19 protein-coding genes are annotated in these 25,587 nt (G+C 44.3%); 17 read left to right on the top strand and 2 right to left on the bottom strand.

Annotated features, from left to right (window positions below):
* Positions 1-503 precede the first annotated feature (503 nt).
* From hutX to I1A42_RS20605, 8 genes are all read left to right on the top strand, one after another.
* Positions 504-1,007, top strand: coding sequence for a heme utilization cystosolic carrier protein HutX (gene hutX / locus I1A42_RS20640; protein ID WP_161154171.1), 504 nt, complete (start codon positions 504-506; stop codon positions 1,005-1,007).
* Positions 1,008-1,023: 16 nt separating this feature from the next.
* On the top strand, positions 1,024-1,581 hold the full coding sequence (hutZ, locus tag I1A42_RS20635; RefSeq protein ID WP_196124760.1) for a heme utilization protein HutZ: 558 nt from the start codon (positions 1,024-1,026) through the stop codon (positions 1,579-1,581).
* 217 nt (positions 1,582-1,798) lie between these two features.
* The gene (locus tag I1A42_RS20630; protein ID WP_230389682.1) at positions 1,799-3,385 is read left to right on the top strand and encodes a hypothetical protein; all 1,587 of its coding nucleotides are present in this window, start codon (positions 1,799-1,801) and stop codon (positions 3,383-3,385) included.
* An 18-nt stretch (positions 3,386-3,403) separates the two neighbouring features.
* Positions 3,404-8,731 carry a beta strand repeat-containing protein gene (locus I1A42_RS20625; RefSeq protein WP_196124759.1) on the top strand — a complete coding sequence of 1,776 codons (5,328 nt, stop codon included), beginning with the start codon at positions 3,404-3,406 and terminating at the stop codon, positions 8,729-8,731.
* A gap of 101 nt (positions 8,732-8,832) precedes the next feature.
* On the top strand, positions 8,833-10,539 hold the full coding sequence (locus I1A42_RS20620) for a TolC family protein (RefSeq protein ID WP_329604856.1): 1,707 nt from the start codon (positions 8,833-8,835) through the stop codon (positions 10,537-10,539).
* Entirely contained in the window at positions 10,539-11,315 is a 777-nt protein-coding gene (locus I1A42_RS20615; protein WP_196124756.1) for an efflux RND transporter periplasmic adaptor subunit, read from the top strand. The genes I1A42_RS20620 and I1A42_RS20615 overlap by 1 nt, the downstream gene beginning before the upstream one ends.
* Positions 11,305-12,657 carry an efflux RND transporter periplasmic adaptor subunit gene (locus tag I1A42_RS20610; RefSeq protein WP_196124754.1) on the top strand — a complete coding sequence of 451 codons (1,353 nt, stop codon included), beginning with the start codon at positions 11,305-11,307 and terminating at the stop codon, positions 12,655-12,657. The genes I1A42_RS20615 and I1A42_RS20610 overlap by 11 nt, the downstream gene beginning before the upstream one ends.
* Entirely contained in the window at positions 12,654-14,768 is a 2,115-nt protein-coding gene (locus I1A42_RS20605; protein WP_196124752.1) for an HlyD family efflux transporter periplasmic adaptor subunit, read from the top strand. Before I1A42_RS20610 ends, I1A42_RS20605 begins: the two co-directional genes overlap by 4 nt.
* An 81-nt stretch (positions 14,769-14,849) precedes the next feature.
* On the opposite strand, the gene I1A42_RS20600 is transcribed toward I1A42_RS20605, so the two are convergent.
* Together I1A42_RS20600 and I1A42_RS20595 are read right to left on the bottom strand one after the other, a co-directional pair.
* Complete coding sequence (locus I1A42_RS20600) at positions 14,850-16,226, bottom strand: HAMP domain-containing sensor histidine kinase (protein ID WP_196124750.1); 1,377 nt, start codon at positions 16,224-16,226, stop codon at positions 14,850-14,852.
* Between the two features lie 3 nt (positions 16,227-16,229).
* Entirely contained in the window at positions 16,230-16,898 is a 669-nt protein-coding gene (locus I1A42_RS20595; protein WP_196124747.1) for a response regulator transcription factor, read from the bottom strand.
* A 325-nt stretch (positions 16,899-17,223) separates the two neighbouring features.
* Between I1A42_RS20595 and I1A42_RS20590 the strand changes: the two genes are divergently transcribed.
* The 9 genes from I1A42_RS20590 to I1A42_RS20550 are packed head-to-tail and all read left to right on the top strand — an operon-like array spanning position 17,224 to position 25,584.
* Complete coding sequence (locus I1A42_RS20590) at positions 17,224-17,421, top strand: Flp family type IVb pilin (RefSeq protein ID WP_161154179.1); 198 nt, start codon at positions 17,224-17,226, stop codon at positions 17,419-17,421.
* Positions 17,422-17,440: 19 nt separating this feature from the next.
* The gene (locus tag I1A42_RS20585) at positions 17,441-18,004 is read left to right on the top strand and encodes an A24 family peptidase (protein WP_161154180.1); all 564 of its coding nucleotides are present in this window, start codon (positions 17,441-17,443) and stop codon (positions 18,002-18,004) included.
* Positions 18,005-18,018: 14 nt separating this feature from the next.
* Positions 18,019-18,930, top strand: a complete 912-nt coding sequence (gene cpaB, locus I1A42_RS20580) for a Flp pilus assembly protein CpaB (RefSeq protein WP_196124745.1) — start codon at positions 18,019-18,021, stop codon at positions 18,928-18,930.
* A 55-nt stretch (positions 18,931-18,985) separates the two neighbouring features.
* Positions 18,986-20,419 (top strand): type II and III secretion system protein family protein, encoded by a 1,434-nt coding sequence (locus tag I1A42_RS20575; protein ID WP_196124743.1) that lies wholly within the window; start codon positions 18,986-18,988, stop codon positions 20,417-20,419.
* An 18-nt stretch (positions 20,420-20,437) separates the two neighbouring features.
* Positions 20,438-21,079: a CpaD family pilus assembly lipoprotein gene (locus I1A42_RS20570; protein ID WP_196124741.1), complete on the top strand. Its 642-nt coding sequence runs from the start codon at positions 20,438-20,440 to the stop codon at positions 21,077-21,079.
* A gap of 11 nt (positions 21,080-21,090) precedes the next feature.
* Complete coding sequence (locus I1A42_RS20565; RefSeq protein WP_196124739.1) at positions 21,091-22,302, top strand: histidine kinase; 1,212 nt, start codon at positions 21,091-21,093, stop codon at positions 22,300-22,302.
* The gene (locus I1A42_RS20560; protein WP_196124737.1) at positions 22,299-23,663 is read left to right on the top strand and encodes a CpaF family protein; all 1,365 of its coding nucleotides are present in this window, start codon (positions 22,299-22,301) and stop codon (positions 23,661-23,663) included. Before I1A42_RS20565 ends, I1A42_RS20560 begins: the two co-directional genes overlap by 4 nt.
* Positions 23,663-24,643: a type II secretion system F family protein gene (locus tag I1A42_RS20555; RefSeq protein WP_161154186.1), complete on the top strand. Its 981-nt coding sequence runs from the start codon at positions 23,663-23,665 to the stop codon at positions 24,641-24,643. Before I1A42_RS20560 ends, I1A42_RS20555 begins: the two co-directional genes overlap by 1 nt.
* The gene (locus tag I1A42_RS20550) at positions 24,640-25,584 is read left to right on the top strand and encodes a type II secretion system F family protein (protein ID WP_161154187.1); all 945 of its coding nucleotides are present in this window, start codon (positions 24,640-24,642) and stop codon (positions 25,582-25,584) included. The genes I1A42_RS20555 and I1A42_RS20550 overlap by 4 nt, the downstream gene beginning before the upstream one ends.
* The last annotated feature ends 3 nt before the right edge of the window (positions 25,585-25,587 follow it).

The following is a 25,587-nucleotide window of genomic DNA, read 5'->3' as shown; positions in this document are numbered from 1 at the left end:
AGAAGAGACGTTAATAGTATTTTTAATGGTAATTAGCGGATAAAGAATTACCTGTCATCTTCTGATTTTATCTCCATCATTAGAGATAAACTGCAATCCTGCGCAAACAGGCAGCGAATCATACTTAACTATCGTGTAATTTTAAACGTTTATTTTTAATCAATTTTGAATATAAATGATTAAATAGTTGGAATTTATTCAATGAATTGAATAATTGATGAATAACTAATGAGAACAACTTATTGTTATTGTGGTTTAAATAGTAAGCAAAGTGGTTAGGTGAATTGAGGGGCGATAAAGTCAATTTTATATAAATAACAGTGAGTTGAAATACTAGAGTATTAAGGAATATTAATAAATATCCACCGGTATTTTGTTGAGAATGGTTATCATATTCAATATGCTATGTTTAGATTAAGTGGTGAGAGTGCCACCAATAGCAGAGTTGATAATTCGTCTGTGCAGTCCTCTATCGGCACAAAATAAAGACAAAAGGAACACCAATGAGTATTGAGTCAAAGGTTGCGGAAGCTCTAGAGGAGAATCCTCGAGCGTTACCCTCTGATATCGCAAAACAGCTGCAGGTGAGCGAAAAAGAAGTGGTCGCCGCTTTTCCTGCCGAGATGGCAAGGTTGATAGACGGTTGCCATGCTGAGCAAATATTGACGACGATTGCTGATTGGCAAACCAGTGTCACGGTCATTGTTCATTCTGGTGGTTCAATATTTGAAATAAAAGCGCCTTTACCCAAAGGCAGTTTTGCTCGGGGTTACTTTAATTTAATGGGCGAAGCGGGACAGCTACATGGTCATCTATTATTAGATAACGTGGCCCATATCGCGTTGGTGAGTAAAGCATTCATGGGCAAAGAGAGCCATTATTTTGGTTTTTTTGATCCGCAAGGTGACAGTATTTTTAAAATTTACTTAGGGCGTGATGAGAATAGACAACTTATTCCTGCACAAGTAGAAGCTTTTCAAAAACTTAAAAATAATACTAATTTCTAATTCGGAGAGTCTAGATATGGACCAAAGTGTTAAGCAGCAGCGTTTACAAAATCGCTTAGAGCCAGAAATTGCCGAGTTTCGCCAAACTCGCCGAACACTACAATTAGCCACGGTTGATGAATCGGGCAAGCCTACCGTCAGTTATGCTCCGTTTGTGCATAATGAACTGGGTTATTTCGTGTTTATCTCAGAAATTGCGCAGCATGCTCGCAATGTGAAGAGTAATCCTGCAGTTTCGATGATGATGATTGAAGACGAAAGTGAATCAAAAGAACTGTATGCCAGAAAACGGTTGAGCTTTGACGCCCAAGCTTCTTTTGTTGAACGCGATAGTGAACTGTGGACTCGAGTACTCAGTCAACTTGCAGAACGTTTCGGTGACATCGTTAGCACATTAAGCAAAATGAGCGATTTCAAACTTTATCAACTGACACCGGAGCAAGGTCTCTACGTTAAAGGGTTTGGTAAAGCTTACCAAGTCTCTAACGAAGACTTAGTGGATTTTGTGCATTTAGATGAAGGGCACCAAGCGATGTCGCCAATTCCGGAATTAGACGCACTGCAAAACGCGTAAGGGCGATCAGTTTGATCTTGTAACATCTATTCATTGAAAGGAGCGCATGCTCCTTTTGATTTTTCTTTCCCGCTTCATTCTGCTTCTGCATTGATACTCATTAAATATTAACGAATATTAATGATTCGCCACTACGTTTTTTGTTGAGAATGCTTATCATCTTCATCATTGAATTTTCATTATTGAATGGCGTGTGTATTAGCGAATGATTCCTTTCATGGCTTTTTGGCAACGATTAGTAATCCACAAATTGGTAGCGCGTTCTTTAGAACGAATTAAGCGCTTTATGTCTTCTCAGTATGGTTCAGTGATGCCTTTCCCGGTTTTGGTCTTTGCTGGTGCCATTGCTGTGATGGCGTACAGTTTTGATACGACTCGCACCGTGGATAGCATTTCTCAAGTGAAGCGCGCGACTGACGCTGCGGCCATGGCGATCGGTTACAAAGAATTGGCCAACAGTAACAATGATAGTAAGGCAGATCTTCTTATCATAGCGCGCGACTACATTAGCAATAACTTGGGCATGGATAGTTTGCTCCAAGAACAAGTGGATTTGTCTACCGTGCAAATTCAGACGGGGACCACCAGCGATGGTGCCATCACTTATAAAGTGAGTGTCGATGTCAAAGTTGAGGCGGTGCAGCTTGGTGAAGAGTTAGACGATAAAACGATTTCATCGACTGTCGAAGTGATGGCAAGACCCACTGAAATCTCGATGATGTTGCCAAATACCAATTCTGAAAGTGATGCTGATATCGCAGCATTGAAACGATTAGGAAAATCCTTTGCTGATGATTTTATTCAAACTTCTAGCAGTGGCAATTCTTCTGATCAAAAAAGGTGGTTGTCACTCGTTCCTTTCAGCCAGTCTGTCAATGTTTATGACGACAGTGATACTGATCGTATTACTCGTTGGGCAGCGTCAGGCGCATTGAATCCGAGTGAATTACGAAGTTTGTTTCGTACCGGAAAGGTTAATAGTTTAGCCGACGAACGCTTTCCAGATCGCGTAGCGCACTTATTGTGCATGTTTCGCGGCTTGGGGGCCGGGGAGAACTTCTATTGGGATCAATCACCGGTCGGTCAGTTTGGTATCTATTATCGCCATGATTTGCCAGAGAATGGTAGCCCGGGAGCCGATCCTATCTCTTGGGTAGGGACTAACCCTGACGATCCTGGTTCAACCGCAGTAGATACTCGCTGGATCGTTGCTGATAAAGGGTGTCCTAATGCGCCGTTACTTCCTTTAACTAATGATATTGACAAAATCGATGAGCGTTTAGATGAAATGACGTCTCGGTTTAACGTTAACTATGCGATTGCGCTTGGTTGGGCTGCTGCCAGTCTTTCACCCCAGATGCGTGGTAGTAATGGTTGGGGAGATTCTCAATTACCCCTCGATTTTGGCGAAGAGAGCCAACGTTACAAAGCCATTATTATGTTGGCCAATACTACAGGGGATTGGTTTGATACAGACAGCTACAACTTTTCTGTCGACGATCAAGTGAACGATGACGTGACTGGGTTTGCTCGCCAACGTTTTATTGATTTATGTCGCAGCATTCGACAGAACAACATTCATGTTTATTTCATCGGTGTGCGTCCGGGGGACCCTACTGAATTTGGTCGCGTTCTTTTCGATAAAGTGGCTGGCCCGGGAATGCTCACATGTACGGAAGGTACAGACAATATGTATTTTGCTGACGCGAGCAGTTTTGCTGGTGGTGAGTCTCAAATTGAAAGTGCTTTAGAAGATATCGCTCAAGATATACGTCGTAACTACTACGTGCACCTTATTAACTAATATTGACTAGGGAATAATATGAAAGGGTTTTTGACTGACACATCTCTTCACGCATTTGCGTTAGAGCCTAGGATTGTATTTGACGCCGATGTCGCTGTGACAAGTTCTGAAGTGGCATCGGCTTCAGATGAATCGGCCACCACTGCCGATACAGAAACTACCGCAACGACTGATGAGGCAACGTCTTCCAGTACGTCAGACGTTGACAACAATGCACCAGAAGTCACCACTGACCAAGATACGATTACTGCTCAATCAACTTCCTCACAAAGCATCTACGATTACAATATTTACGATCATGTGACCTCCAGCATTGATGATCTTATTGTATCGTCTGATGGTAATTATGCTTATGCCGTGTCCTACAGTCATTCAATTGTATCGGTATTTGCTATTGCCGATGACGGGTCACTGTCACTTGTGCAAAACCTTCATAATAGCGATCTGTCAGACGTCTTAACGGATGGTATCAGTGGTGTCAGCTTAGTTGAATTCTCCAGCGATCAATCTCAAGTCACTATTTATAGCGAAACTAATCAAACATTACTGACTTTTAGTCGAGACTCAGAGACCGGAGAGTTGACCTACACTAGCTCGACAGATCTTTCCGATATTATTGGTACTGCCGCGCTGTCTGATATTCAAGACAATAATGGGTATCTTTATGCGACGGCTGGAGACAGTGTTTATGTCTTAGCAAGCAGTGAAGATAGTTCATCACTCAGCTTGATGGATACGGAAACGGCAGGAGAAAACGACGTTGAAGGTATCAGCGGGAACAACACGCTAACGTTCTCTGGAGATGGCAGTACCTTATTTGTTAGCAGTAGCACGGGCGATAACCAAGTTGTTAGCATTTTTGCTGTTAACCAAGATGGTTCATTAACGTATTCAGGAGCTGTGACCGGTAGTGAAAAGTATTATGTGAATGCCTTGGTCGCAAGCGACGATGGCAGTGTAGTGTATGCACTGCAAGTGGGTAGCGATGCGACTGAAGTTATTACCCTGTCTCTTAACCAAGAAACGGGTGATTACGAAGTGGTCGATACCGAAACAGTCGCTGATGATACTTCCCAGCTAATTTTAAGTTCGGATGAGTCAACACTGTTTACTTTTGGTACTTCGGTTGTCAGTTATGCAGTAGAAAGCGATGGCTCGCTAGGGACTAGCACCACAATGGATTCGTCGGCAGCCAAAATTAGCAGTGGGGTAACAACGGTTGCTTACGCCGCGGATAGTGATGAAATCATTACCGTTACCGCCGATGCAGTTAGTGTGTATTCCTACAGCACGGCGAGTGTTGATTACACAGAAGGTAATGAGGCAGTAGCCATTGTCCCTTCGGGCGTCATAAGTGATTCAGAATTAGATGCTCTGGACGATTATAACGGCGCGACTATTACCATAAACCGAGATGATACGTCTGATACCAGCGGTGATAGTTATACTTTCTTGGAAGACAATGGTCTTACTCTGGATAATGGACAAATTTATCTCGATGGGAATGCGGTTGCGACATGGACTGCCAGTGAATCAGGCGTTTCTATTACATTTACTGCGGCGGTTTCTCAGGCAACAGCTCAGTCAGTATTACGCCAGATTGGGTATCAAAATACCAGTGATGACCCAGATGCCGCAGGTTCATCAGTCACATTAGATGTCACGCTTGATGATGGTGATGGTGCCACATCAACGCTTAATGTGACGTTAAACCTTACCGATATCAACGATGCTCCCGTGCTTAATGGATCAGGAAAAACGATCGATATGGTTTCTGGGGATGATTATGTGACACTATTTTCTGATGCGAGCATCGATACCGTTGAAGCGGGACAGCCGATATGGAAACTAAGTATCACGGTTGAGGGTGCTGATTCAACCGATACTCTAAATGTAGATGGAAACATCATTACTTTGAACACAACTAGCGGTGCACCTCAAACTGTGAATGGCTTGTATTACCAAGTCATGGAAACGGATGGTGTCTATACCGTGGTTATTTTTGTTTCTGCAGATGCAAGTTCGACGGAATCGCTGATCAACAATATCCAGTATCGCACGACTACGGAAGATCGCGTCGGTAATGTATCATTTAGTTTATCTGTCGTTGAAGGTGATGGGACTACTAGCTCAAGCAGTATCGATAGTTCGGTGTCTCTTTCTGCTAGCACAAACGCCAATGAGACAACCGATATCACGGTGAATAATAACAACGTGACTTACACCGAAAATAGTGGCGAGACTACGATTTTATCGGGTACCACGCTCTCTGATACTGAGATGGATGCGCGTAATGGGGGAGAAGGTAACTACTCGGGAGCCATTATTACGGTCACGACAGATAATTCAAGTACTGATGGTCACTTGACGATCGATAGTGACACGACTTACACCTATCAAGAACAACAGATTCTTAAAGATGGTGTGGTTATCGCGACGGTTGAATCGACGGACGATGGGTTAACCATTACTTTTACAGAAGAGTACCAAACCGTTCCAACCACAGATGATGTCAATAATATCCTGAGCTTGATCACCTACACTAACGATTCTGATGCGTTGCCGGACAGTTCTACCGTAACGCTGACAGTCACAGACAGCTTTGGTCATCAGTCGGAGACACATAGCGTTACGATCAATTTTACCAATGAAAATGATGTCCCAGAAGCATCGCTCGGTGAACTGTATGCGACAGGCGTTCTGAGTGCTATTACCTCTTCATCGGATTTAGATCAATTGACTGACCTTACGGATTCAGTCATTAGTGAAGATGGCAAACGATTATATATTGCAGACAGTTCAGGCAATGTAGCGATTTATTCCGTTGATATTGAAACGGGTGCCTTAACTTATCTTTCCTATACCGCGACTAGCACCGACACCGCAGTGGATTCAGTACTTACTAATGATGATGGCAGTGATATTTATGTCATCAAATCAGAAGCAGATAGTGATGGTTTTACCTACAGTGAAATCACTGTATACAGCGTCAGTGAAGATGGGACATTTACCGAGGTACAAGTCGTTTCATTAACACAAAGTACGTATGCTGTTTACCAAGCGATGGCTAACTTTACCTTGTCCGATGATGGTAGCTATCTTTTCTTTACATCAAGTTACAGTTTATATGCGTACCAAATTGACAGTGCGAGTGGCGAACTGACGAGCGTTAGCAATTACAGTAGTGCTTGGAGTGAACCTTATATTTATGGTCCAACCGCAATCACAACATCGGGTGATTATCTGTTTGTGACGACGAATTACTATTCCTCCTCGACCTTAATCGCTTATAAGATCACAACAGATGGCCTAGAGTGGGTGAGTTACATCCGTGATGGAAACACAGACAGTAATGGTAATTCGATCTCAATTAACAGTAGTATCATCGATTTAGAATCTTCTGCAGACGGCTCCACTATTTATGCATCCACCAGTTCGGGGATTACGATTTACTCCTTTGATACAGAGAGTGAGAGTTTTTCAGCGAGTTCCAGTCTAGAGTTAAGTGATATTGTTGATACGGCTCTTTCTGCTGATGGCAAGATTTTGTATGTCTCAACCAGTGATAGCCAACTCATTCGTTTTAGTATCGATGGTGATGGTTCGCTGACGGTCATCGACAGCACCGCGATCAACGCTAATGATGCAACGTTAAAGGTCACTGACAATGGTGATTTGCTCGTTGGTGATGCAGAGTTTACCTATTATCAAGTAGCGGATTACACCTTAGATGTTGAAGTCGGCGGTAGTACAACCTTAATGCCAATCATCTCTGTATCAGATGCAGATGAAGCATTAACGGATTCTTACCAAAACTTTGTCTTTAGTGTAACAGCATCAAATACGATCTTATCGAGTGGCAATATCAGCTTCAATAGTGATTCTGGTTACACGGCTAATGATGGCACAATCAGCTATCAGGGTGAGGAGGTCGCAACCTATGAATACTCTTCTGAAGGCGGTTTTGTATTAACCATCACCGCGGCATTGAGCGAATCTGACGTTAATACGTTACTGCAAAGTGTGCAATATACCGCTGCCGATAACGCAGCGATCGGCGACAGTATTGCGTTTACCATCACCATGAATGATTCATCAGGTGGTGAGACAAGCAATACTTGGACAGTGGATGTGGTTGCTAAAGTAGAAGCTCCAGAGGTTGAGCTGGGCGATTACACGTTAAGTGCAGGACAAACGCACGAAAGTTACAGAGCCACATTACCTGATGATATTGTTACCGACCCCGCGCAATTGGAGTTCACTTGGTCTGTAGATGGCCTGCCAGATGGTTTGTCCTTTGATGCAGATACGCAAACGATAACGGGCAGCCCAACGCTTGTTGGTGATTATATCTTGACCTTTACGGTGACAAACAGTAGCGGTAAATCGACCAGTTTTGAATTGACTTTAGCTGTTGCACTATCAGAGGCGGATGCCACTCCAGAAGTTCAGATTGACGACCCAAGCGTGACGACTCAACCAAGCGAGTCATTCTCCTATCAGTTTTCTGCTAATGCGGTGACTGATCCACAAAATCTGGATTTAACTTGGAGTGCTAGTGGCTTACCTGATGGGGTTACCTTCGATGCGAACACCTTAACCTTATCTGGCGAAACAACGGAAAGTGGGCACTATGATGTGACGATCAATGTTGTAAACAGTGCCGGGTTGCGTACCTCATTTACGTTTACTTTAACGGTGGCGACAGAAACGAGTCAACACTCTAGTTCAGACGCAGACCTTGTCGTTTGGCAGCAGCGTGAAGAGCTCAATGACGCTCATAGTGCTGAGCAAAACCGCCCCGGTATCAATGAACATTCTCAGCAACTCACTTCGATGGTTTCCAACAATAGTGAGGTATTAGCAAGTATCGCCAATCAAGTGTCAGATGCCATTGTTTCAGTTGGGCAAACAACCCAATGGTTGCAGGATTTGTACAATGTGACCCAAGATGATTCTTCGTTTATCACCGCAGAAGCTGAGTCTGACCGGATTGAAGATGCAAATAACATCGAGGTCGATCTCTTCTCTCAGCTAGAGGGGCGTTCTGTCATTGCTGTTACTCAAGATAATGGCGCACCACTGCCGGCTGGTGTGTGGATTGATCCTCAAACAGGCGTTATCACCGTGACGCCACAAGCGTTACAACAGCTTGATGGTCATGCAATTACTGTCACTGTTCAAGATGCTCAAGGTCATCGTCATCAGGTCAAAGTCGACATATCCGATGTAAAACATGCTCAAACGGGTATGGGAGCGTCATTAGAACAGCAGGCACAACAGACCAGCCAGCAATCAATACAGCACAACAATCAACTCTGGTTAGCGGAGCTAACTCACGTATAACACTATTTTCTATCAACAAGGTGCATGGCGAACCATGCGCCTCAATAACTTGTTTGTTGCCGTCTTTTAGACGTCAGCCTTAATCGTAGTGGTAACCCTTAGTGAAAAATACAACTCTTAATTTAAAAAAATCCGCATTAAGTCTTACTGTTGCCGCCTTGGTGGGTATCGGTTTATCGGGTTGTTCCTTAACCCCTGAAAGTATTACTGATCAGCAGAAACTCGATCTATTGCAACAAGATCAATTAGCCATGTTTGCTCATCAAGAGCCCATTTCTCATGCAATTACCCTTGAAGAGGCGATGGCTAGAGCAGTGAAATATAATCTGCAACAACGATTAGCTCTGATGAAACATGCGTATGAAAATCAACTGCTTGATACTAAACGTTATGATTTGTTGCCCTCTATCGCAGCGAATGCCGGTTGGAAAACTCGTGATAATAAAGCGGCGTCATCAAGTGAATCGGTATCAACCGGCACGGAGTCATTGGAGGCATCAACCAGCCAAGAAAAGCAGCTAGCAAATGCTGATTTATCAATGAGCTGGAATGTGCTTGATTTCGGAATTGGATATTTTGCCGCTAAAGCGCAAGGTAACAACGTGTTAGCCGCAGAAGAGCAACGACGCGCGGTTGTGTCGGATATTATCCAAAAAGTGCGCAAAGCGTATTGGGCAGCGGCGACCGCACAGCAATTGGAACCCAGCGTGACACAGGCATTAAAACAAGCCCAATTGGCGTTAGCCAAAGCGAAATTGATGGAGAAAGAACGTCTTGTCGCCCCAGTTGATGCGTTAAAATATCAAAAAAGTTTACTGCAAATGATCAGCCAATTGCAGAATCTATCCAGTGAGTTGGTCATGGCAAAAGCGCAGTTAGCTGCGTTGATGAATTTAGCGCCAGGAACAAAGTACCAACTTGCCCCTATTAAACCAGAAACGACTCAGCTACCGAGCGTCGGTTACAGTTTGGATAATCTTGAAAGTTTAGCCATGGTTAACCGTCCGGAAATCAACGAGGAAATTTATAAAGCGCGTAATGCCGTGTTAGAAACCCGTTCGCAATTAACTCACTTGCTACCGGGCGCGTCACTGTTTGTTGGAGGCCATTACGACAGTAATAGCTTTTTGGTTAATCAGCACTGGGCTGATGCCGGGGTGCGGGTTAGCTGGAACTTGATGAATGTGTTCTCATATTCATCGATCAAAGACGCAGGTAAGGCGAAGCAAAGCGTAGCGACTTTACGCCGTCAAGCATTGCGTATGGCGGTGTTGACTCAAGTCAACGTGGCATGGCAACAATATCGCCAATCACAACTGCAATATGCACAAGCGAGCGAATTGCTGCGGTTACAAACTAGTATTGCTAAACAGACGCAAAGTGCTTTCCAAAGCGATATGAAATCTCGTTTAGAACAGATACAAATGCTCACTGAAACGGCGTTAATTACTCGTCATCGTGATCAGCAACTGGCGCAAGCGTACACGGCATATGGGGCGATTTATCAAGCAGCAGGTCTGGATCCATTACCGGCAAAAATTCACGATCGTTCTGTTGATACCTTATCAAAAGCGATTGCGCAGCAGCGCCAAGGATTCATTAAAGGGAAATTAACGGAGCAGCAACAGCAGTGGCTAGCTGAGTTGAATCCATCTGAGGCTGATTCGAAAGTCATCGCTGAAGAGCACGTCGCTGCGAAGCCGACGTTGCCTGAATCTGAATACGGTTCTGCTTTTGAAGCTCTAGGATCTTTAAAAACCGCGATCATTAAAGATTACACGAGCCAACCAACGCAGGAAGCGAAGTAATGGTAGCCCGTCGCCTTTCTTTGGCAGTCGTCATGGCTGCCTCATTATGCAGCTCTTTTATCGTTCAGGCGCAGCCTGAGGTAAGTAGCGAAGGTATTCGCGTTCAGTTAAAACCAGAAGCTCAAATGGTGGTCTCGAGCGAAATTTCAGGGCGCTTAAGTGATTTGCCCTTTAAAGAAGGGGACCGATTTAATAAGGGACAAGAAATCGTCGGTGTGGCATGTGCCATCTATCAGGCGAAATATCGTCATACTGTGGCGGATACCACATTAGAGCAGCAGAAATACCACATTGCGAAACGATTAAATAAATTAGAATCGAATAGCGTATTAGAAGTTGGGCAAGCTCAGGCCGATTTAGATAAAGCACAGGCAGAGCAAGACATTGCTAAAGTGATGGTCGACCGTTGTCATATTAAAGCTCCATTTTCAGGAAGAGTGTCCGAGCGAATGGTCGAACCCGGTGAATTTGTTAGTGAAGGAACAAAATTACTTAACATCTACAGCACCCAAGCCTACGAAGTAGAGATGATTGTGCCATCGCGTTGGGTGAGGCAATTAAACGTTGGCCAAACGTTTCATATTCATTTAGACGAAACCGGCAAAACCTATCCCGCGACCATTACTCGATTAGGCGGCGTGATTGATGCGTTAAGTCAGTCATTTAAAGTCTTTGGTGAAATCAAAAACCGAGATGGGCTATTGCTCATGCCAGGTATGAGTGGTAATGCACAATTGAGCATAGTAGAAACAAAGGCTGTGCGCGATGAGTCCTAATGTTGAGTCAATTAGCAGTGGCGTTGAAAGTGCGCTGCTCACGGTATTACAGTTGCAGCAAAAAGCTCGCGCCGCAAGTTCAATCAAGGAACTGCAATTTATTATTCTTAATCAAACCCACGAGCTCGTGACCTATGATCAGGCTATGTTGTGGGATGGGGTAAAGCGAGAAATAGTCGGTGCTTCAGCGGTGATGAGAGTGGATAAACAGGCGCCGTTTGCCCAGTTTATGGCGCGGCAAAGTCAGCAGATTGTGCAAGGTGAGCTGGTTACGACAATACATTGCGTAGATCAAACAAAATGGAGTCAAGATGAACATCGAGAAGCGCGCGACTATTTTTCTGCTCAGTTAATTTGGGTGCCATTACTCGACTCTAATCAAGAGTTGATGGCTGGTTTATGGCTATCTCGCCCACATGGACTATCGATTCGTGAAAAACGCCTACTCAGTTTTGTCGCGGATAGTTACGGTTATGTGTGGCAAAGTATGAATCGTAATCATGTAAAGCGACTGCCTGCACTAGTTAAAAACCGCCGTGTCGCAGCCGTATTTGCCGTAGTGTTGCTTGGTGTGATGGTACTTCCCGTAAGGCAAACCGTATTGGCACCCGCTGAGGTAGTCTCGTCACATACGCTGACTGTGCGAATGCCAATCGATGGATTAATCGATCAGATATTGGTCAAACCTAACAGTGTCGTTAAATCAGGGCAGCCCTTATTTGATCTTGATTCACAACAGCTTAATGACCAGTTAGCGCAAGCTCAGCAACAACTGTCAATTGCCAGTGCCGAATTACGTTTGGCGCGTCAACAATCCTTTTATGATGCCAGCCGTAAAGCGAGCATATCCGTATTAGAAGGAAAGCGGAATTTGGCGCGTTCTCAAGTGGTGTATCTACAAAAGAAAGTCGCGCAAACCACGGTTCTGGCTAAGCAAGGGGGAATTGCTCTGTTTGCCGATCAAGGTGATTGGGTAGGGCGAGCACTGCGTTTAGGTGAACCTGTTATGGATATTGCGGACCCGCAGCAAACCGAAATCGAAGTTCAATTAGCGGTGGAAGATCGTATGGATCTTGCCGTCGGTGATGAAGTCCGCTTGTTCCTTAATAGTCGGCCAACCGATCCCATTCATGCAAAACTGAGAACCGTTGCGTACCGCTCAACATTGCAAAACGATGGTCACTACGCATTTATATTGAAAGCCAGCCTAGTCACACCGGAGCACTCTCCTACGATGGGACTTAAGGGCATTGCAAAAGTATATGGCGAGAAAACATCGGTGTTTTACTATCTATTTCGCCGCCCGCTGGCACATCTTCGCTTGTGGTGGAGTGGGTTATGATGCCACAACCTTCTCTGCAAACTTTGCCGGTGCTGCGCCAAGAATTACGCTTGCACCCTGCGCCTGCTGCTAGCAATGGTGCACCACAGTGGACGTTAGAAGATCCGATCCGTAATCAGTTTTTCCAACTGGGTTGGTTAGAAGCTGAAATGATTGCGCATTGGGTCGAATCTCCCACTGCATTACTAGATAAGATTCGCGCAGGGACAACCTTGAAGCCAAACACTGAGCAGCTCACTCAGTTCGTGCGCTTTTTACAGATGAACCAGTTGGTGCAAGCACCCGCAGAACAGATTCACAAGCAATATCAACAGAGTAAACAGGCTGTGACTTGGTATCGTTGGTTGTTTCAACGCCATTTATCCTTTCGTATCCCATTGTGCCGTCCGGATCGTTGGTTAACATCAAGCTTAGCCTTTGTTTTGCCCTTAATGACGCGCACGTTTATGGCGATTAGCTGTTTGGCTGGTGGTTTAGGATTGTGGTTAGCCTCCCATCAGTGGCAGCAATTCACCAACGGATTTTCTTATCTATTTTCAACATCGGGCATCGTGATTTCAGTCATGACTGTGGTCTGCGTTAAAGTGCTCCACGAATTAGGGCACGCCTTTTGTTGTAAGAAATATGGTGGTCGGGTTGCGACCATGGGCATTAATTTTATTGTCTGCTGGCCTGTGTTATATACCGATGTGACAACAGCTTGGCGCATACCACACAAAAAGCAGCGCATTCTCATCAGTTCAGCCGGACTGCTAACTGAAGCTATGATTGCCGCTTGGGCATTACTGCTATGGAATTTTTGTTCACCGGGATTAGCACAAAGTGTGTTGCTTACATTAGCGACAACGTCTTTTTTGCTTTCATTGTCTGTCAATTTGAGTCCGTTAATGCGATTTGATGGCTATTTCATCTTTTCCGATTGGTTAGACATGCCCAATTTGCAGCAACGTGCTAATAAAATAGCCCAGTGGAAGATTCGTCAATGGTTATGGGGCTGGCAAGATAATCCTCCAGAACCGTTGTCGGCTAAGCGGCAAAAAATCGTGTTGTGCTACGCATTTGCTATGTGGATTTATCGCATCACAATGTATTTTGGCATTGCCTTAGCCGTTTATCATTTAGCGTTTAAAGCGCTAGGTATCTTATTGTGTATCATTGATATTGCACTCTTTTTATTAATGCCTTGTTATCGTGAAATTCAAATCTGGGTAAAAAATAAATCAAAGATGAAGTTAAACATACAAACCAAACTGACGCTGTGCTTTACTGGGCTGCTCTTGGCGATGTTATTGATTCCTTGGCAGCAAACGGTCAAGGCGCCAGCGGTATGGCTCGCTAAGCAGCAAACACTGTTTGTCGCACGTAATGCACAATTATTAAATCAACGCGTTCAGGAAGGCCAAAGGGTGAACAAAGGGGAGATACTGTTTGAATTGTCTTCCCCTGAATTAGATCAAACCATTGAACAACTGACTTATCGTAAACAATCTTTAATCAAACAGATTCGGTCGTACCCATTTGATACCAAAGCATCGTCTGAATTGGGAATCGTGAGAGATGAGTTACATGCGGTAAGCCAGCGATTAGAACAGCAGATGTTATTAAAACAGCAATTGACTGTTCGAGCCCCATTTTCTGGAAAGCTTGTCGATATTACCCCGCACTTAGCTAATAACGATTGGTTAATGACAGGGCAACCATTAGCGACGCTCATCAGCACCGGACACAGTCGCGTTGAAGCGTATATTGATGAGCAACAGTTAGCGAGAGTTAAGGTTGGAGCTAAGGGAAAGTTCATTGCGGAAAACTTGAATCAAGCGCCACTGAGCGTGGAATTGAACACATTAGCTCAAGGGAGAATTGCGGATTTGCAGGCTCATCCAGAGCTCAGCTCGCCCTATCAAGGGAGTATCGCCGCCACCATCAATCGGCAAACACAGGTACCAGAACCCAAACAAGCACTTTATCTTGCAACGTTAGAGAGCGCTCAACAACAAGCGCCTCAATTTCAAATGAGAGGTCAAGTGATCATCGATGGTGAAGGTGAAAGTGTGATTGCAAGAGTATGGCAAGCGTTAGTCAAAGTCGTCATTAGAGAATCGGTGATGTAGCGCCTAGCGCCAGAGAGCCATCCATAAAAACGTCCCCTAACACCGAGTGACTAGGGGAGTTTATGGTTAAAAGATGGGTTATTACCCTGAAACCAAATCACGGCAACTGATGGTGGCGACCAGTCCTTTTTGACCATTTATCAAGGAGAGGTGACCCTGATGACGTTCAGCAACAGCTTGTACAAAAGGCAAGCCTAAACCAAAACCTTCGATGCTTTTTTCTTTGTGTAAACGTTGAAAGCGTTTTAATACATTTGGCATCTTTTCAGTTGGAATACCAGGACCTTGATCGATGACTTTAATTAAAGTGACATCCAGTTGTTTATCTATTTTCAATTTAATGACGCTACTGTTCGGCGCATATTTAATCGCGTTATCTAATAAATTTGCGACTGCCTGAAAAATAAGTGCAAAATCAGCATGAAAAATATGTTTCTTTTCTGCTTTGATTTTTAATTCAATGCCTTTTTGCTCTAGTAATGGCTCATAATACTCATAGACTTCGGATAAAAGGTGGTATGCATCAATCGGTTTACGTTGCAGAGATAACTGGCCATTTTCAATTTCTGTTAGCTGCATGATCGCGCGAAAAAGATACAAAATTCGGTCAATTTCCATTCCAGCAGCATCAAGCTCATCTAACGCTTTTCCTTCAACCATTTCTGAAGTATTAATTAAACGATTTTTCAGACGTGTTAAGGGTGTTTTTAGCTCATGGGCAATATGGCTGTTGGCGGTGCGAACCTGCTCCATTAACAGTTGCGTTCGGCTTAACAGTAAATTGGTTTCACTACTGAGTCGGCCAAATTCATCGTTATAGCCTTGATCATGAATTCTCACATCATGACGGCCCTGGGAATAATCACCCATAACACTCAATATACGGTTCACCCGTAATAGATTACGAATACTAAAGGGTAAACTGATTAGCAAAATAGAAAGTAGGACGGTAAACAACACCGCTCCTGTCATTAACGGTATGATGCGCGTGCTATTAAGCATGGGAGACATGTTGTAAGACGCGTAATAATATCCGCCGTCCGCAATAGGCATAACCATACCAAACAGCTCTTTTTTGGGCTTGTGAAAAGTCAGCATAGCGATGTGTTTATGTTGATATGTGGCGATCGAACTGAGCTCTTCAGCGGATAATATTTGTGAGTCACTGTAAATTACCGTGCCGTATTCGTTAAGAATATAGGTAATTAACTCATCATATTGGTTGCTGACTTCACGTTGGCTCAGATATTGGCTTAATTCACGACTTTTATTAAACAGATTCATCGTCTGCTTACTTTTTATATCGTCGAGAATAATGCCTTCAACGTGTTCATGCATGACGTTTTTTAATAATTTGTCACTTAATAAAATAGATGCGGATGAAATAATGAGACAAAAGAACGCCACATAAGCAGCTTGGCGAAAGCTGCTACTATGTATAATTAATTTTACCGGCATGTTTTATCCTAATGAATAACCCACTGAGCGAATGGTTTTTATGATGGGTTGTTCATCATGACTACTATTTAATTTATTACGTAGTTTTGATAAGTGAACATCCAAGATGTTTGTTTGTGGATCAAAATGATATCCCCATACACGTTCTAACAACATATTTCTGGTAACAGCTTTACCTTTATGTTCAGCCAGTACTTGCAATAATTTAAATTCTTTACTGGTGAGTAATATCTTTTTTCCATCACGGGTGACTTCTTGCTCTTCAAGATCAATGGATACACTGCCGATTTTTAACGCTGAGCTTGTGCTGTTCTTGTGGGTACGTGCGTACAAACGTTCTAGGCGTAATAAAAGTTCAGTAAAATCGAAAGGTTTACCTAGATAATCATCTGCTCCTGCTTTCAACCCATTGATTCTATAAGATATTTGGTCATTAGCTGACAGAATCAAAATAGGGGGATGAGAGCCATCAGATAACTGTTGTAGCACTTCAATACCCGTCATTTCAGGCAACATATTATCCAGAACCACGGCATCAAATACTTCGTTTTGAATTAAGTCTAGAGCTTGCTTTCCGTTAGCCGAAAGTTTGCAGTTGTGGCCATGTGAATGCAATTTGCTGCTTATCCAGTGACTCACCGGTATTTCATCTTCAACGACGAGGACGCGCATGAACTTTTCCCTTACTTTACAAAACTGACAAAACGTTACAAACGAGCCAATAGTAATGATAATGGTTATCAATAGCAACTGATATACCATAACAAATTCATAATTTGTGATAATAAGTTTAGAGTCGTTTTCCCTAATAAAGGAATTCGATTATGCCTAATAACTTACGGAAAAACAGTCAATTAGAAAACCCTAATTCCTACATCATTAAGCATTCTTAATATTTCTTCTATTGAAATGCAAATGAGAATGAATCTTAATAACGACATCAAAAGGCAAGAGAATTTGTAAATTGCCTCAGTGTTTATTAATGGAAGGGAACAAAATGAAAGCTCAACTTAAAAAATTTATCTCTGACGAAAGTGGTGTCACCGCAATTGAATACGGCATTCTTGCTGCCGCGATGGCTGCTGCAATCGGTGTGATTTTTGGTTCAGATGGTGTGTTTGTGACGGCCTTGAAAGAGCGATTTGCTTCAATCGCTGACCAAATTACTGATACAGCAACAACTGATTCCAAATAATTGTTGGTTAAGTGTGGTTATGGATAATCAATTTATACTCAATAGCTTAATTGTACCTCTTAGTATTGTCGTTTTTAGTGATTTGTTTTATCGCAAGATTCATAACCACTTAATTCTCTTGTTATTGCTGATCGTAATCGGTAATGGCGCGTTATTTTTTATGGGGTCGGGGAGTTACGCCCAATTGAACTGGCAGCAGGCTTCATCGCAGTTTGGCTGGTCGCTAATCGGAGCGTTATCTGTGTTAGTGATTGGTTTTGCGCTGTTTTCTATTGGTCAAATGGGTGCTGGCGATGTGAAATTAATGGCGGTGTTATGTTTGTTGGTTGGTGGCGAGAACCAAGTGACATTTTTGCTAATCACAGCGTTAGCGGGCGGTTTTTTAGCGTTTATGATGCCTTTCGTACGTGTTATTGAGGTGCTTGGTGCTAAACGTATTTTACAAATTTCGGCACTCGTACCTTGGTTAAGAATCCCCATTCCTGAATCAGCCTATAGTAAACCGACCACGGCGGGCTTGCCTTACGGGTTAGCCATTAGTGCTGGTGCAGTATTGTCCCTTACGACTCCACTTACTCATTAGAGATTGTATTTTCAATGAAAATTTCATCAGTGTTATTTGTCTCTGGTGCACTTGTTATCGCACTTGGCGGTGCTTTTGTTGCGCGAGGTATGATGACCAAGCCGCGCCCAGAGGTTACGCATCCTGTCGTTAAGCAGCAGCCGGCTCCAGTGTATACGCCCGTGTTAATGGCGACTCGTGATATCGAACCAGGCGATTTTATCGATGGTAGTGAAATTCGTTGGCATCAAGTTGACGAAAAATACCCAACAGAACTTTACATCATGAAGGACTCGGTAGATTTGGCGAGTAATTATGGTGCGACCGTTCGCCGCAGCGTCAAGAAAGGGCAATTGATGACTTATGCCATGGTCGTCAAGCCAGGCCAACCTGGTTTTATTGCTTCAGTGCTGACGAAAGGGAAACGCGCGGTGGCTATTCCTACTAATGCTGTTGCCAGTAGTTCTGGCCTTGTACAAGCGGGTGATCATGTGGATGTGATTCTGGGCATTACGCCCCCTAAGGATGCATCGTCTTCAGCAAGCTCTCGTATTAGTGCTCCGCAAATTGCGTCGCAGACTTTAGTGACCAATGTGCGAGTGTTAGCGCTTAATAATAGGGAACGCAGTGAAGTTGAAGTACGCGACGGCCAATCGAAGAAAAAAGAGAAGCAGCTCTACCCTGAAACGGTAACGCTAGAAGTTAGCCCTAAACAGGCAGAAATCTTAGCAGTGGCGAAAGAAGTCGGTACATTACAACTCGCTTTAAGGGCTGTGAACGATTTTGATAGTCACTCCTCTCAAACATCGTTAGTGAATGTAAGTGACGCTGTCACTACCATGTCGGACGCTACCAGTATCTACACTACGTTGCGTACCGAGGGAACTGAGCCGCAAGTCATCCAATATATGGGCGATAAAACATCCCAAGTAACGGTTACCCGTTAATTAATTCTAATGCCTTCATTTATCACAGTATTGTGACTATTAGGAATTTGTATCAATGAAGACTTTTTCGCACAAAAGAAAGTTTTTTGCCTCTATCGCGTTAGCTAATTTAATGTTTAGCGCGGTGTGGGCTCAGCCAGCAATGGCGATGAACCAAAATAATGATGTTAAAGCGCTTACCGCTCAACGGTTTAGTCAGGTTGAAGTGAAAGGGACTGTTCAACTTATGGTGAACAAAGGTCAACTGCTGACGTTGCCCCAAAGTGCCACTAAGGTATTGATCGCTAACCCATCAGTTGCCAGCTTCCAAATGCCTTCTTCGACGAGTTTGTTTGTGTTTGCAAAAAAAGCAGGGACAACGACACTTTACGCGTTGAATGACCAAGATCAGGTGATTTTGGCCACACAGATTAAAGCGGGCTTTAACCTCCCACAATTGACTAAGCAAATTAATACCGAGATCGAAGGTGCAAGAGTCAAACTTTTTAGCTCGACAGAGAATGGCATCATTGTTCGTGGTTTCGTAAAAACCCCGCAACAGGCGAAACGAGTGGTGGATGCTATCGCAGCGTTTACTGGGGGGAGCACTGATGCTAAATCCAGTAAAGGTGGTCAGGGATCCCAAGGCGCGCAAGGGGGCGGTGGTCAAAGCGTTCGTATTGTGAATCAATTAAAAGTGGAGTTATCTGCTCAGATCAACATTCGTGTGAGAATCGTAGAAGTCGCGCGCAGTTTAAGTAATGAGCTTGGGTTTAGTTGGGAAGCGTTGTTAGACAATGGGAACACATTCTTGCGCAATACCAGCACATCACTGTTTGATGCTTCGACTGGCGCTTTCGCGGGAAGTGATGTGTCAAATGCACTGCTTGGCGGAGTGTCACACGGCGGCAATTTTGCTGGCGTATTATCTGCGCTCTCTTCCGATGGATTAGCCAGTATTTTGGCTGAGCCAAACTTAACCGCGATGTCCGGTGAAACCGCTGGATTTGCTGCCGGTGGTGAAGTGCCAATCATCATCACTACCAACAACAACATTACTATTGATTACAAACAATACGGGGTAATCATGCGCATGACCCCAACATTGTTGTCGCCAAACCGTATTAGCCTACATATCGCTCCAGAAGTCAGCGACTTGTCTGATGAAGGAGCGGTTGAACTTGATGGTAACACCATTCCTGCGTTTAAAGTGCGCCGTGCAGATACCACCGTTGAGCTAGCAAGTGGACAAAGTTTTGCTCTCGCAGGGATGTTACGTTCGAATGTGAATGAAACCATTAATGGTGTTCCCGGATTACGTGAAATTCCGTTACTTGGTCACCTGTTTGAATCCTCTTCCCATGACAAAGATGAAACTGAATTGGTCATTATTGCCACCGCTTATGTGGTTAGCCCAACTCAAGCTGGTGAATTACAGACCCCGGGGAAAGGCATCAAGCCTCTCGATAATATTACCCCTAAGCAAGCGACTGCGGGCTATCTGTTCTAAGTATTTGGAGACTTATTTATGCGTTCAACATTTCTTTTAGCACTGGCTTGCGTTTTATTGTCTGGGTGTGAGCATACGATTAATCATTGGCGAGAGGGTAATGAGACGACTGCAACGGGTGAGCATTACCCAATAAAGGTGACTCCAAGTCTGTCTGCTGTGTCTTTAACGGTATCACCCAATCAAGGCTTAAGTGCGACTTCGCTGCACGATCTCAATACGTTATTGGGTAATCAAGGCCGTATTGAAAGGCAGACCATTACTGTTCAACCATACACAACACAGGGACAGCAGTTCGCTGACAAGTTAAAAGTGGTTTTACAAAATATTGGGGCGAAACAGGTTCGCGTATTGCCAAAAGTTTATCAGGCAGAAAAGCATCATTGGGATTTGCGTGTTCAATCTCAGGCGTTAGTTGTCAGTGTGCCCGATTGTAAGATTCACAACCCAGATACATGGACAACTAAACCTTATGAATCTGTTGGGCCTTTAGGCTGCGCAACCAGAGCTAATTTAGCCAAAATGGTGTCAGATCCTGCCGACCTTATCCGAGCAAAATCGCTTGATCAGGCTGATGGCGAGGCGGCGTTGCAAGCGGTGAAACGTTATCAAGAAGATGATCTTAAAGAGCTCATCGATATCGACTTTAACGAAGACTAGAGAGTAGCGTTATGAGTGAAGACAATTACCAATATAATTCAGAAGAGCTTGCATCCGTTACGCTGTTTACCACAACGAAAGATGAAGCGGCACTGTATGCCGATCACATCGGGCGCCTTGGCTATGATAGTGAGCAAGTATTTATCGGCAATTTAGATAAAGCGACTGAGTGGGTTAAGGCAAACGTGATTCCCGCAGCGATGTTTGTCGATATTGATCAAGAGCAGTACCCCTTGGAGAGTTTGGCTCGTTTAGGAGCGGTGTGTGGCCCAACTTGTAAAATTGTGGCGCTCGGCTCAGCGGTCAATCTGGATTTGTACCGCAATATGTTGGCACAAGGCATTTTTGATTATTTGTTAAAGCCAGTGACCTTAGATCGCTTATCCAATACCCTTAACAGTATGAAAAAAGGCCAGATTGAAGAGCAGTTAATCGGTCGCACTATTGCTGTTACAGGAGTTAAAGGTGGCGTAGGCGCGTCCACCGTTGCCTATGGTATTGCACAACTGTTAGCGAATCAGCAGCGCGTGACAACCGGTATGGTTGATTTTGACCGTACCAATGGCTGTCTTGGCTTGTTAGCCGGTTTAAAAGAACAAAGTGGTTTGGATGGAGTACTTAAATCCGAGAGTATTGATGTACGATTTTTAAATCGCTCTATGACTAGCCTTTCTGACAAGCTGTCTCTACTGAGCCATACGCCCGATTATCAAGCAGCGATGCAATTACTGAGTGAAGAGCAGGTTCTGAGTCTTGGAGGTACGCTGTGTCAGATGTTCAATCAAGTAGTATGGGATATCCCAGCGGGCCAACCTCAAGGTGGCATTGATGTATTAGCTTGTGCACACACTAGAGTTTTAGTGGCTGATTACACCATAGCGGCCGCGCGCAATAACCTGCGCTTGATTCAAGAAATTGGTGATGAAAGTGAAGGGCAACGCATTGTGATTGTTGCGAATGCTCGTCATGAAAGTAGCCAAGTTATCGCGCGCAATGAATTCGAAAAATTTATTGGACGCTCGGTCGATATTGAATTGCCATCGGCGGGAAAAACCATTGAACAAATGCTGCTTAAAGGTCCGTTAAATATTGAAAATACAGGGCTGTTTGGTGATACGTTGGCTGATTTAGTTGATATTATTTGTGGTCGCCCAACGACCAAGAAGGGCAAGCGTGCGTTGCTCTCTAAGTTGACCTCTGCGTTTGAGAGGAAAGCATCATGATGATGAAAGCGACACGTAAAAAATTTCGTGAGCCGAATCGGGATCCGCAGATAAAAGAGGTTCCGACAGAGGAAGTCGCAACGAAAGTGGATCGTGCACAGGCCGCGCAAAGCAGTGATACTCAAGCAACGAACAGCAATTTACGCTTAGTTCGTGATTATCTGTACGAACAAATTGATCCGATGAAGGTGGCTTCTATGCCACCTGAAAAGCTCAAGCAGCAAATTAACGAGATTATCTCATCTATTTGTGATGAGCATCGTCTGCAGTTTTCAGCGGAAGAAGAGCGCCATATCGGTGCGACCATGTTCAACGAAATGATCGGCATCGGTCCCATTCAGCCACTGTTGGCAGATGAAAGCGTCAACGATATTTTGGTCAATGGGGCGGGACAAGTCTTTGTTGAACGCTTCGGCAAGTTGGAGCTAACCCCCATTCATTTTATTGATGAAGAGCACGTGTTTAACATTGCTCAGCGGATTGCAGCACGAGTCGGGCGGCGTATTGATGAAACACACCCTATGGTGGATGCTCGTCTTGAAGATGGTAGCCGGGTCAACATCATTACCCATCCACTAGCATTGGATGGCACCACCATCTCTATTCGTAAATTCATGCGCCGTAACATGTCGTTAGAGATTCTAGCGGATAAAGGTGCAATGAACGACGAGATGATCACAGTCCTCAAACGGGCCATGAACGCGCGTTTGAATGTGATTATTTCAGGTGGTACGGGGGCAGGTAAAACTACGTTGCTCAATGCATTATCACAAAACATCAGTAACGACGATCGCATTATCACCATCGAGGATGCGGCGGAATTGCAGCTGCAACAAATTCATGTGGTGCGCTTGGAAACCCGCCCAGTGAGCGCCGAAGGTTCAGGTAAAGTGGATCAGCGTGACTTGGTACGAAATGCCCTACGTATGCGTCCCGATCGCATCATCTTGGGTGAGGTTCGTGGCGGGGAAAGTTTCGATATGCTGCAAGCGATGAATACTGGCCACGATGGCTCGCTCTGTACGGTGCACGCCAATACTCCTCGTGATGCCATTATGCGTCTGGAAAACATGGTGATGATGGCTAATATGCAGTTGCCACTCGAAGCCATTCGCCGTCAAATCGCCAGTGCCGTTGACCTTATTGTTCAAGTGGAGCGGATGAGTGATGGTGGCCGCCGCGTCGTATCGATTACTGAAGTCTGTGGTATGGAAGATGACGTGATTCAAACTCAAGAATTGTACGCGTTTGCCACCAAAGAAATTGATGGTCATGGCAAGGTTCATGGTGATTACGTATCAACGGGACAGCGTCCAAATTTCTATAGCACACACGCTCATTATTTTAGGGAGAATAACTAATGTGGGATGGTATTACTCTTGCCATCTTTGCGCTGTTATTTACCACGATCCTCGCTGGTCGCCACGCTTATGTGACTGGCAAGGAGCGTAAAGCGCGAGATCAATACTTTGCTGATCTTAAGCAAATTGTCATCGGTGATGAAGTTAACGCTGATATCGACAGTAATGATGAAATTCGCCGCCTGATAGAAGATGATCGTTTCAGTCACCTTCCCTTAATCGGTACATTTGCGCAACGGTTTTGGACGGATTTGTCGTTATTGGGATGGCAAGACACTTGGAAAAAACGTGCGACGGTGATTCTGATTCCATCACTGTTGGTCGCCTTAAGTGTCGCTAAATCGTCAACCTCACCTTTGTTATTAGCATTTTGTTTAACCATCACGGTATTTGTCGCGATCGTGGGTATCGCTTATTTCCATGCGATGCGCCGTCATTTAACCGAGTTTAAGCAAAATTTACCTCAGGCGATTGATTCTATTATACGGGCTGCGCGAGCCGGCGTTCCCGTGACGAATACTTTTGCAATGGTTGCTGATAACTTGCCAGGCCCATTGGCCGCCGAATTTTTGTTAATTGATAATTGGCTAAAAGTGGGGATTCCCCTGCGTGAAGCCATGCGAGATTCCGCCGCGCGAGTGCCATTAAATGAATACCGCTTCTTTGTCGTGATTTTGATTATCAACCAAGAAACCGGTGGTAAATTGAGTGAAACCTTAGAACGTCTTAGTGAGACGTTACGTGCTCGTCAAGAGTTGGCGCTCAAGATTAAAGCAAAAACCTCTGAAGTTCGTGCTTCGGCAACAATCGTGGCATTACTCGCACCGCTTTCGTTGGCTTATATGTCTTTTAATTCACCGAAAGACTTCGAATTTTTAATTAACGATCCAACAGGCAACAGCGTATTAATTTATGCCGGATGCAGCGTTTCGCTTGGATTAGCGATCACTCACTTCATGATTAAGCGAGTTATACGATGAACGAACAAGCTTTTATGTTAATTGGCGTTGGATTGATCTGTTTAGCCATCGGAATTTTACTGTTAGGACTGCATTGGCGTACTCGCCAAATCAGTTTGGCTGAGCGCCTTAATGTGATACACCATGAAACAAGTGCTTTAGATGACGCCATTGCACGTAATCAAGGGGAATCATGGTTTGAACGCTATCCGCTATTAGTGCAGTTTTCCAGTATGGGTAACCACTTATCAGGTACTCAAACCGATAGAATGAAAACCCACCGTTTACTGGCAATGGCGGGGTTTCATGACCGACGCTATATCGGTTTATTCACGTTCGGCAAATATGCGTTGGGTGTGCTCAGTGTTGCGCTATTTCTTACCTTTGGATTAGACAGCGGTCACCGCCTGAGCATGTCCGGACTGGCGGGTAGCTTGATGCTGATGTTTTTAAGCGGATTTGTCATTGAAATGTGGTTAAAAATTCGCGCTTCACATCGCGGCCAGCGCTTGTCAGATAACTTACCAGATGCCCTTGATCTCATGGTGATTTGTGCCGAGGCTGGCTTGCCTTTGGCTCGTATTCTCCAAGTTGTGTCCAAAGAATTGGCTTTTTCTGCACCTGAAGTCGCGCAGGAGCTGGGATACACCCAAATGGAAATGCAGATCCTCAGTGATCGACGCCGAGCATTGCTCAATCTTGCTGAGCGCTGTGGGGTCGATAATATCTCTGCGATGGTGGCAACCTTAGTGCAAGCAGAGCGTTACGGCACACCTCTTTCTCAAGCGTTAAAAACCATTTCTGAAGAGAGCCGCAAAGCGTTAGTCCTTGAGCTAGAGGAAAAAACGGGTAAATTACCTGCGCAGCTTAGTGTGCCATTAATGACGTTAATTCTTCCCCCAGTCATTGCCATGATGGGCGCTCCAGCGATGGTGCGTATTGTCCGTATTCTGGCGAATTAAAGA

It is taken from the genome of Vibrio nitrifigilis, assembly GCF_015686695.1.
Taxonomy (GTDB): domain Bacteria; phylum Pseudomonadota; class Gammaproteobacteria; order Enterobacterales; family Vibrionaceae; genus Vibrio; species Vibrio nitrifigilis.
The sequence above is the reverse complement of the archived record's forward strand: the minus strand, read 5'-3'. Positions and strand labels throughout refer to the sequence as shown.

Coding starts and splice junctions, on each gene's coding strand:
- hutX (WP_161154171.1), top strand. CDS start 504: ATGAGTATTGAGTCAAAGGTTGCGGAAGCTCTAGAGGAGAATCCTCGA.
- hutZ (WP_196124760.1), top strand. CDS start 1,024: ATGGACCAAAGTGTTAAGCAGCAGCGTTTACAAAATCGCTTAGAGCCA.
- I1A42_RS20630 (WP_230389682.1), top strand. CDS start 1,799: ATGGCTTTTTGGCAACGATTAGTAATCCACAAATTGGTAGCGCGTTCT.
- I1A42_RS20625 (WP_196124759.1), top strand. CDS start 3,404: ATGAAAGGGTTTTTGACTGACACATCTCTTCACGCATTTGCGTTAGAG.
- I1A42_RS20615 (WP_196124756.1), top strand. CDS start 10,539: ATGGTAGCCCGTCGCCTTTCTTTGGCAGTCGTCATGGCTGCCTCATTA.
- I1A42_RS20610 (WP_196124754.1), top strand. CDS start 11,305: ATGAGTCCTAATGTTGAGTCAATTAGCAGTGGCGTTGAAAGTGCGCTG.
- I1A42_RS20605 (WP_196124752.1), top strand. CDS start 12,654: ATGATGCCACAACCTTCTCTGCAAACTTTGCCGGTGCTGCGCCAAGAA.
- I1A42_RS20600 (WP_196124750.1), bottom strand. CDS start 16,226: ATGCCGGTAAAATTAATTATACATAGTAGCAGCTTTCGCCAAGCTGCT.
- I1A42_RS20595 (WP_196124747.1), bottom strand. CDS start 16,898: ATGCGCGTCCTCGTCGTTGAAGATGAAATACCGGTGAGTCACTGGATA.
- I1A42_RS20590 (WP_161154179.1), top strand. CDS start 17,224: ATGAAAGCTCAACTTAAAAAATTTATCTCTGACGAAAGTGGTGTCACC.
- I1A42_RS20585 (WP_161154180.1), top strand. CDS start 17,441: ATGGATAATCAATTTATACTCAATAGCTTAATTGTACCTCTTAGTATT.
- cpaB (WP_196124745.1), top strand. CDS start 18,019: ATGAAAATTTCATCAGTGTTATTTGTCTCTGGTGCACTTGTTATCGCA.
- I1A42_RS20575 (WP_196124743.1), top strand. CDS start 18,986: ATGAAGACTTTTTCGCACAAAAGAAAGTTTTTTGCCTCTATCGCGTTA.
- I1A42_RS20570 (WP_196124741.1), top strand. CDS start 20,438: ATGCGTTCAACATTTCTTTTAGCACTGGCTTGCGTTTTATTGTCTGGG.
- I1A42_RS20565 (WP_196124739.1), top strand. CDS start 21,091: ATGAGTGAAGACAATTACCAATATAATTCAGAAGAGCTTGCATCCGTT.
- I1A42_RS20560 (WP_196124737.1), top strand. CDS start 22,299: ATGATGATGAAAGCGACACGTAAAAAATTTCGTGAGCCGAATCGGGAT.
- I1A42_RS20555 (WP_161154186.1), top strand. CDS start 23,663: ATGTGGGATGGTATTACTCTTGCCATCTTTGCGCTGTTATTTACCACG.
- I1A42_RS20550 (WP_161154187.1), top strand. CDS start 24,640: ATGAACGAACAAGCTTTTATGTTAATTGGCGTTGGATTGATCTGTTTA.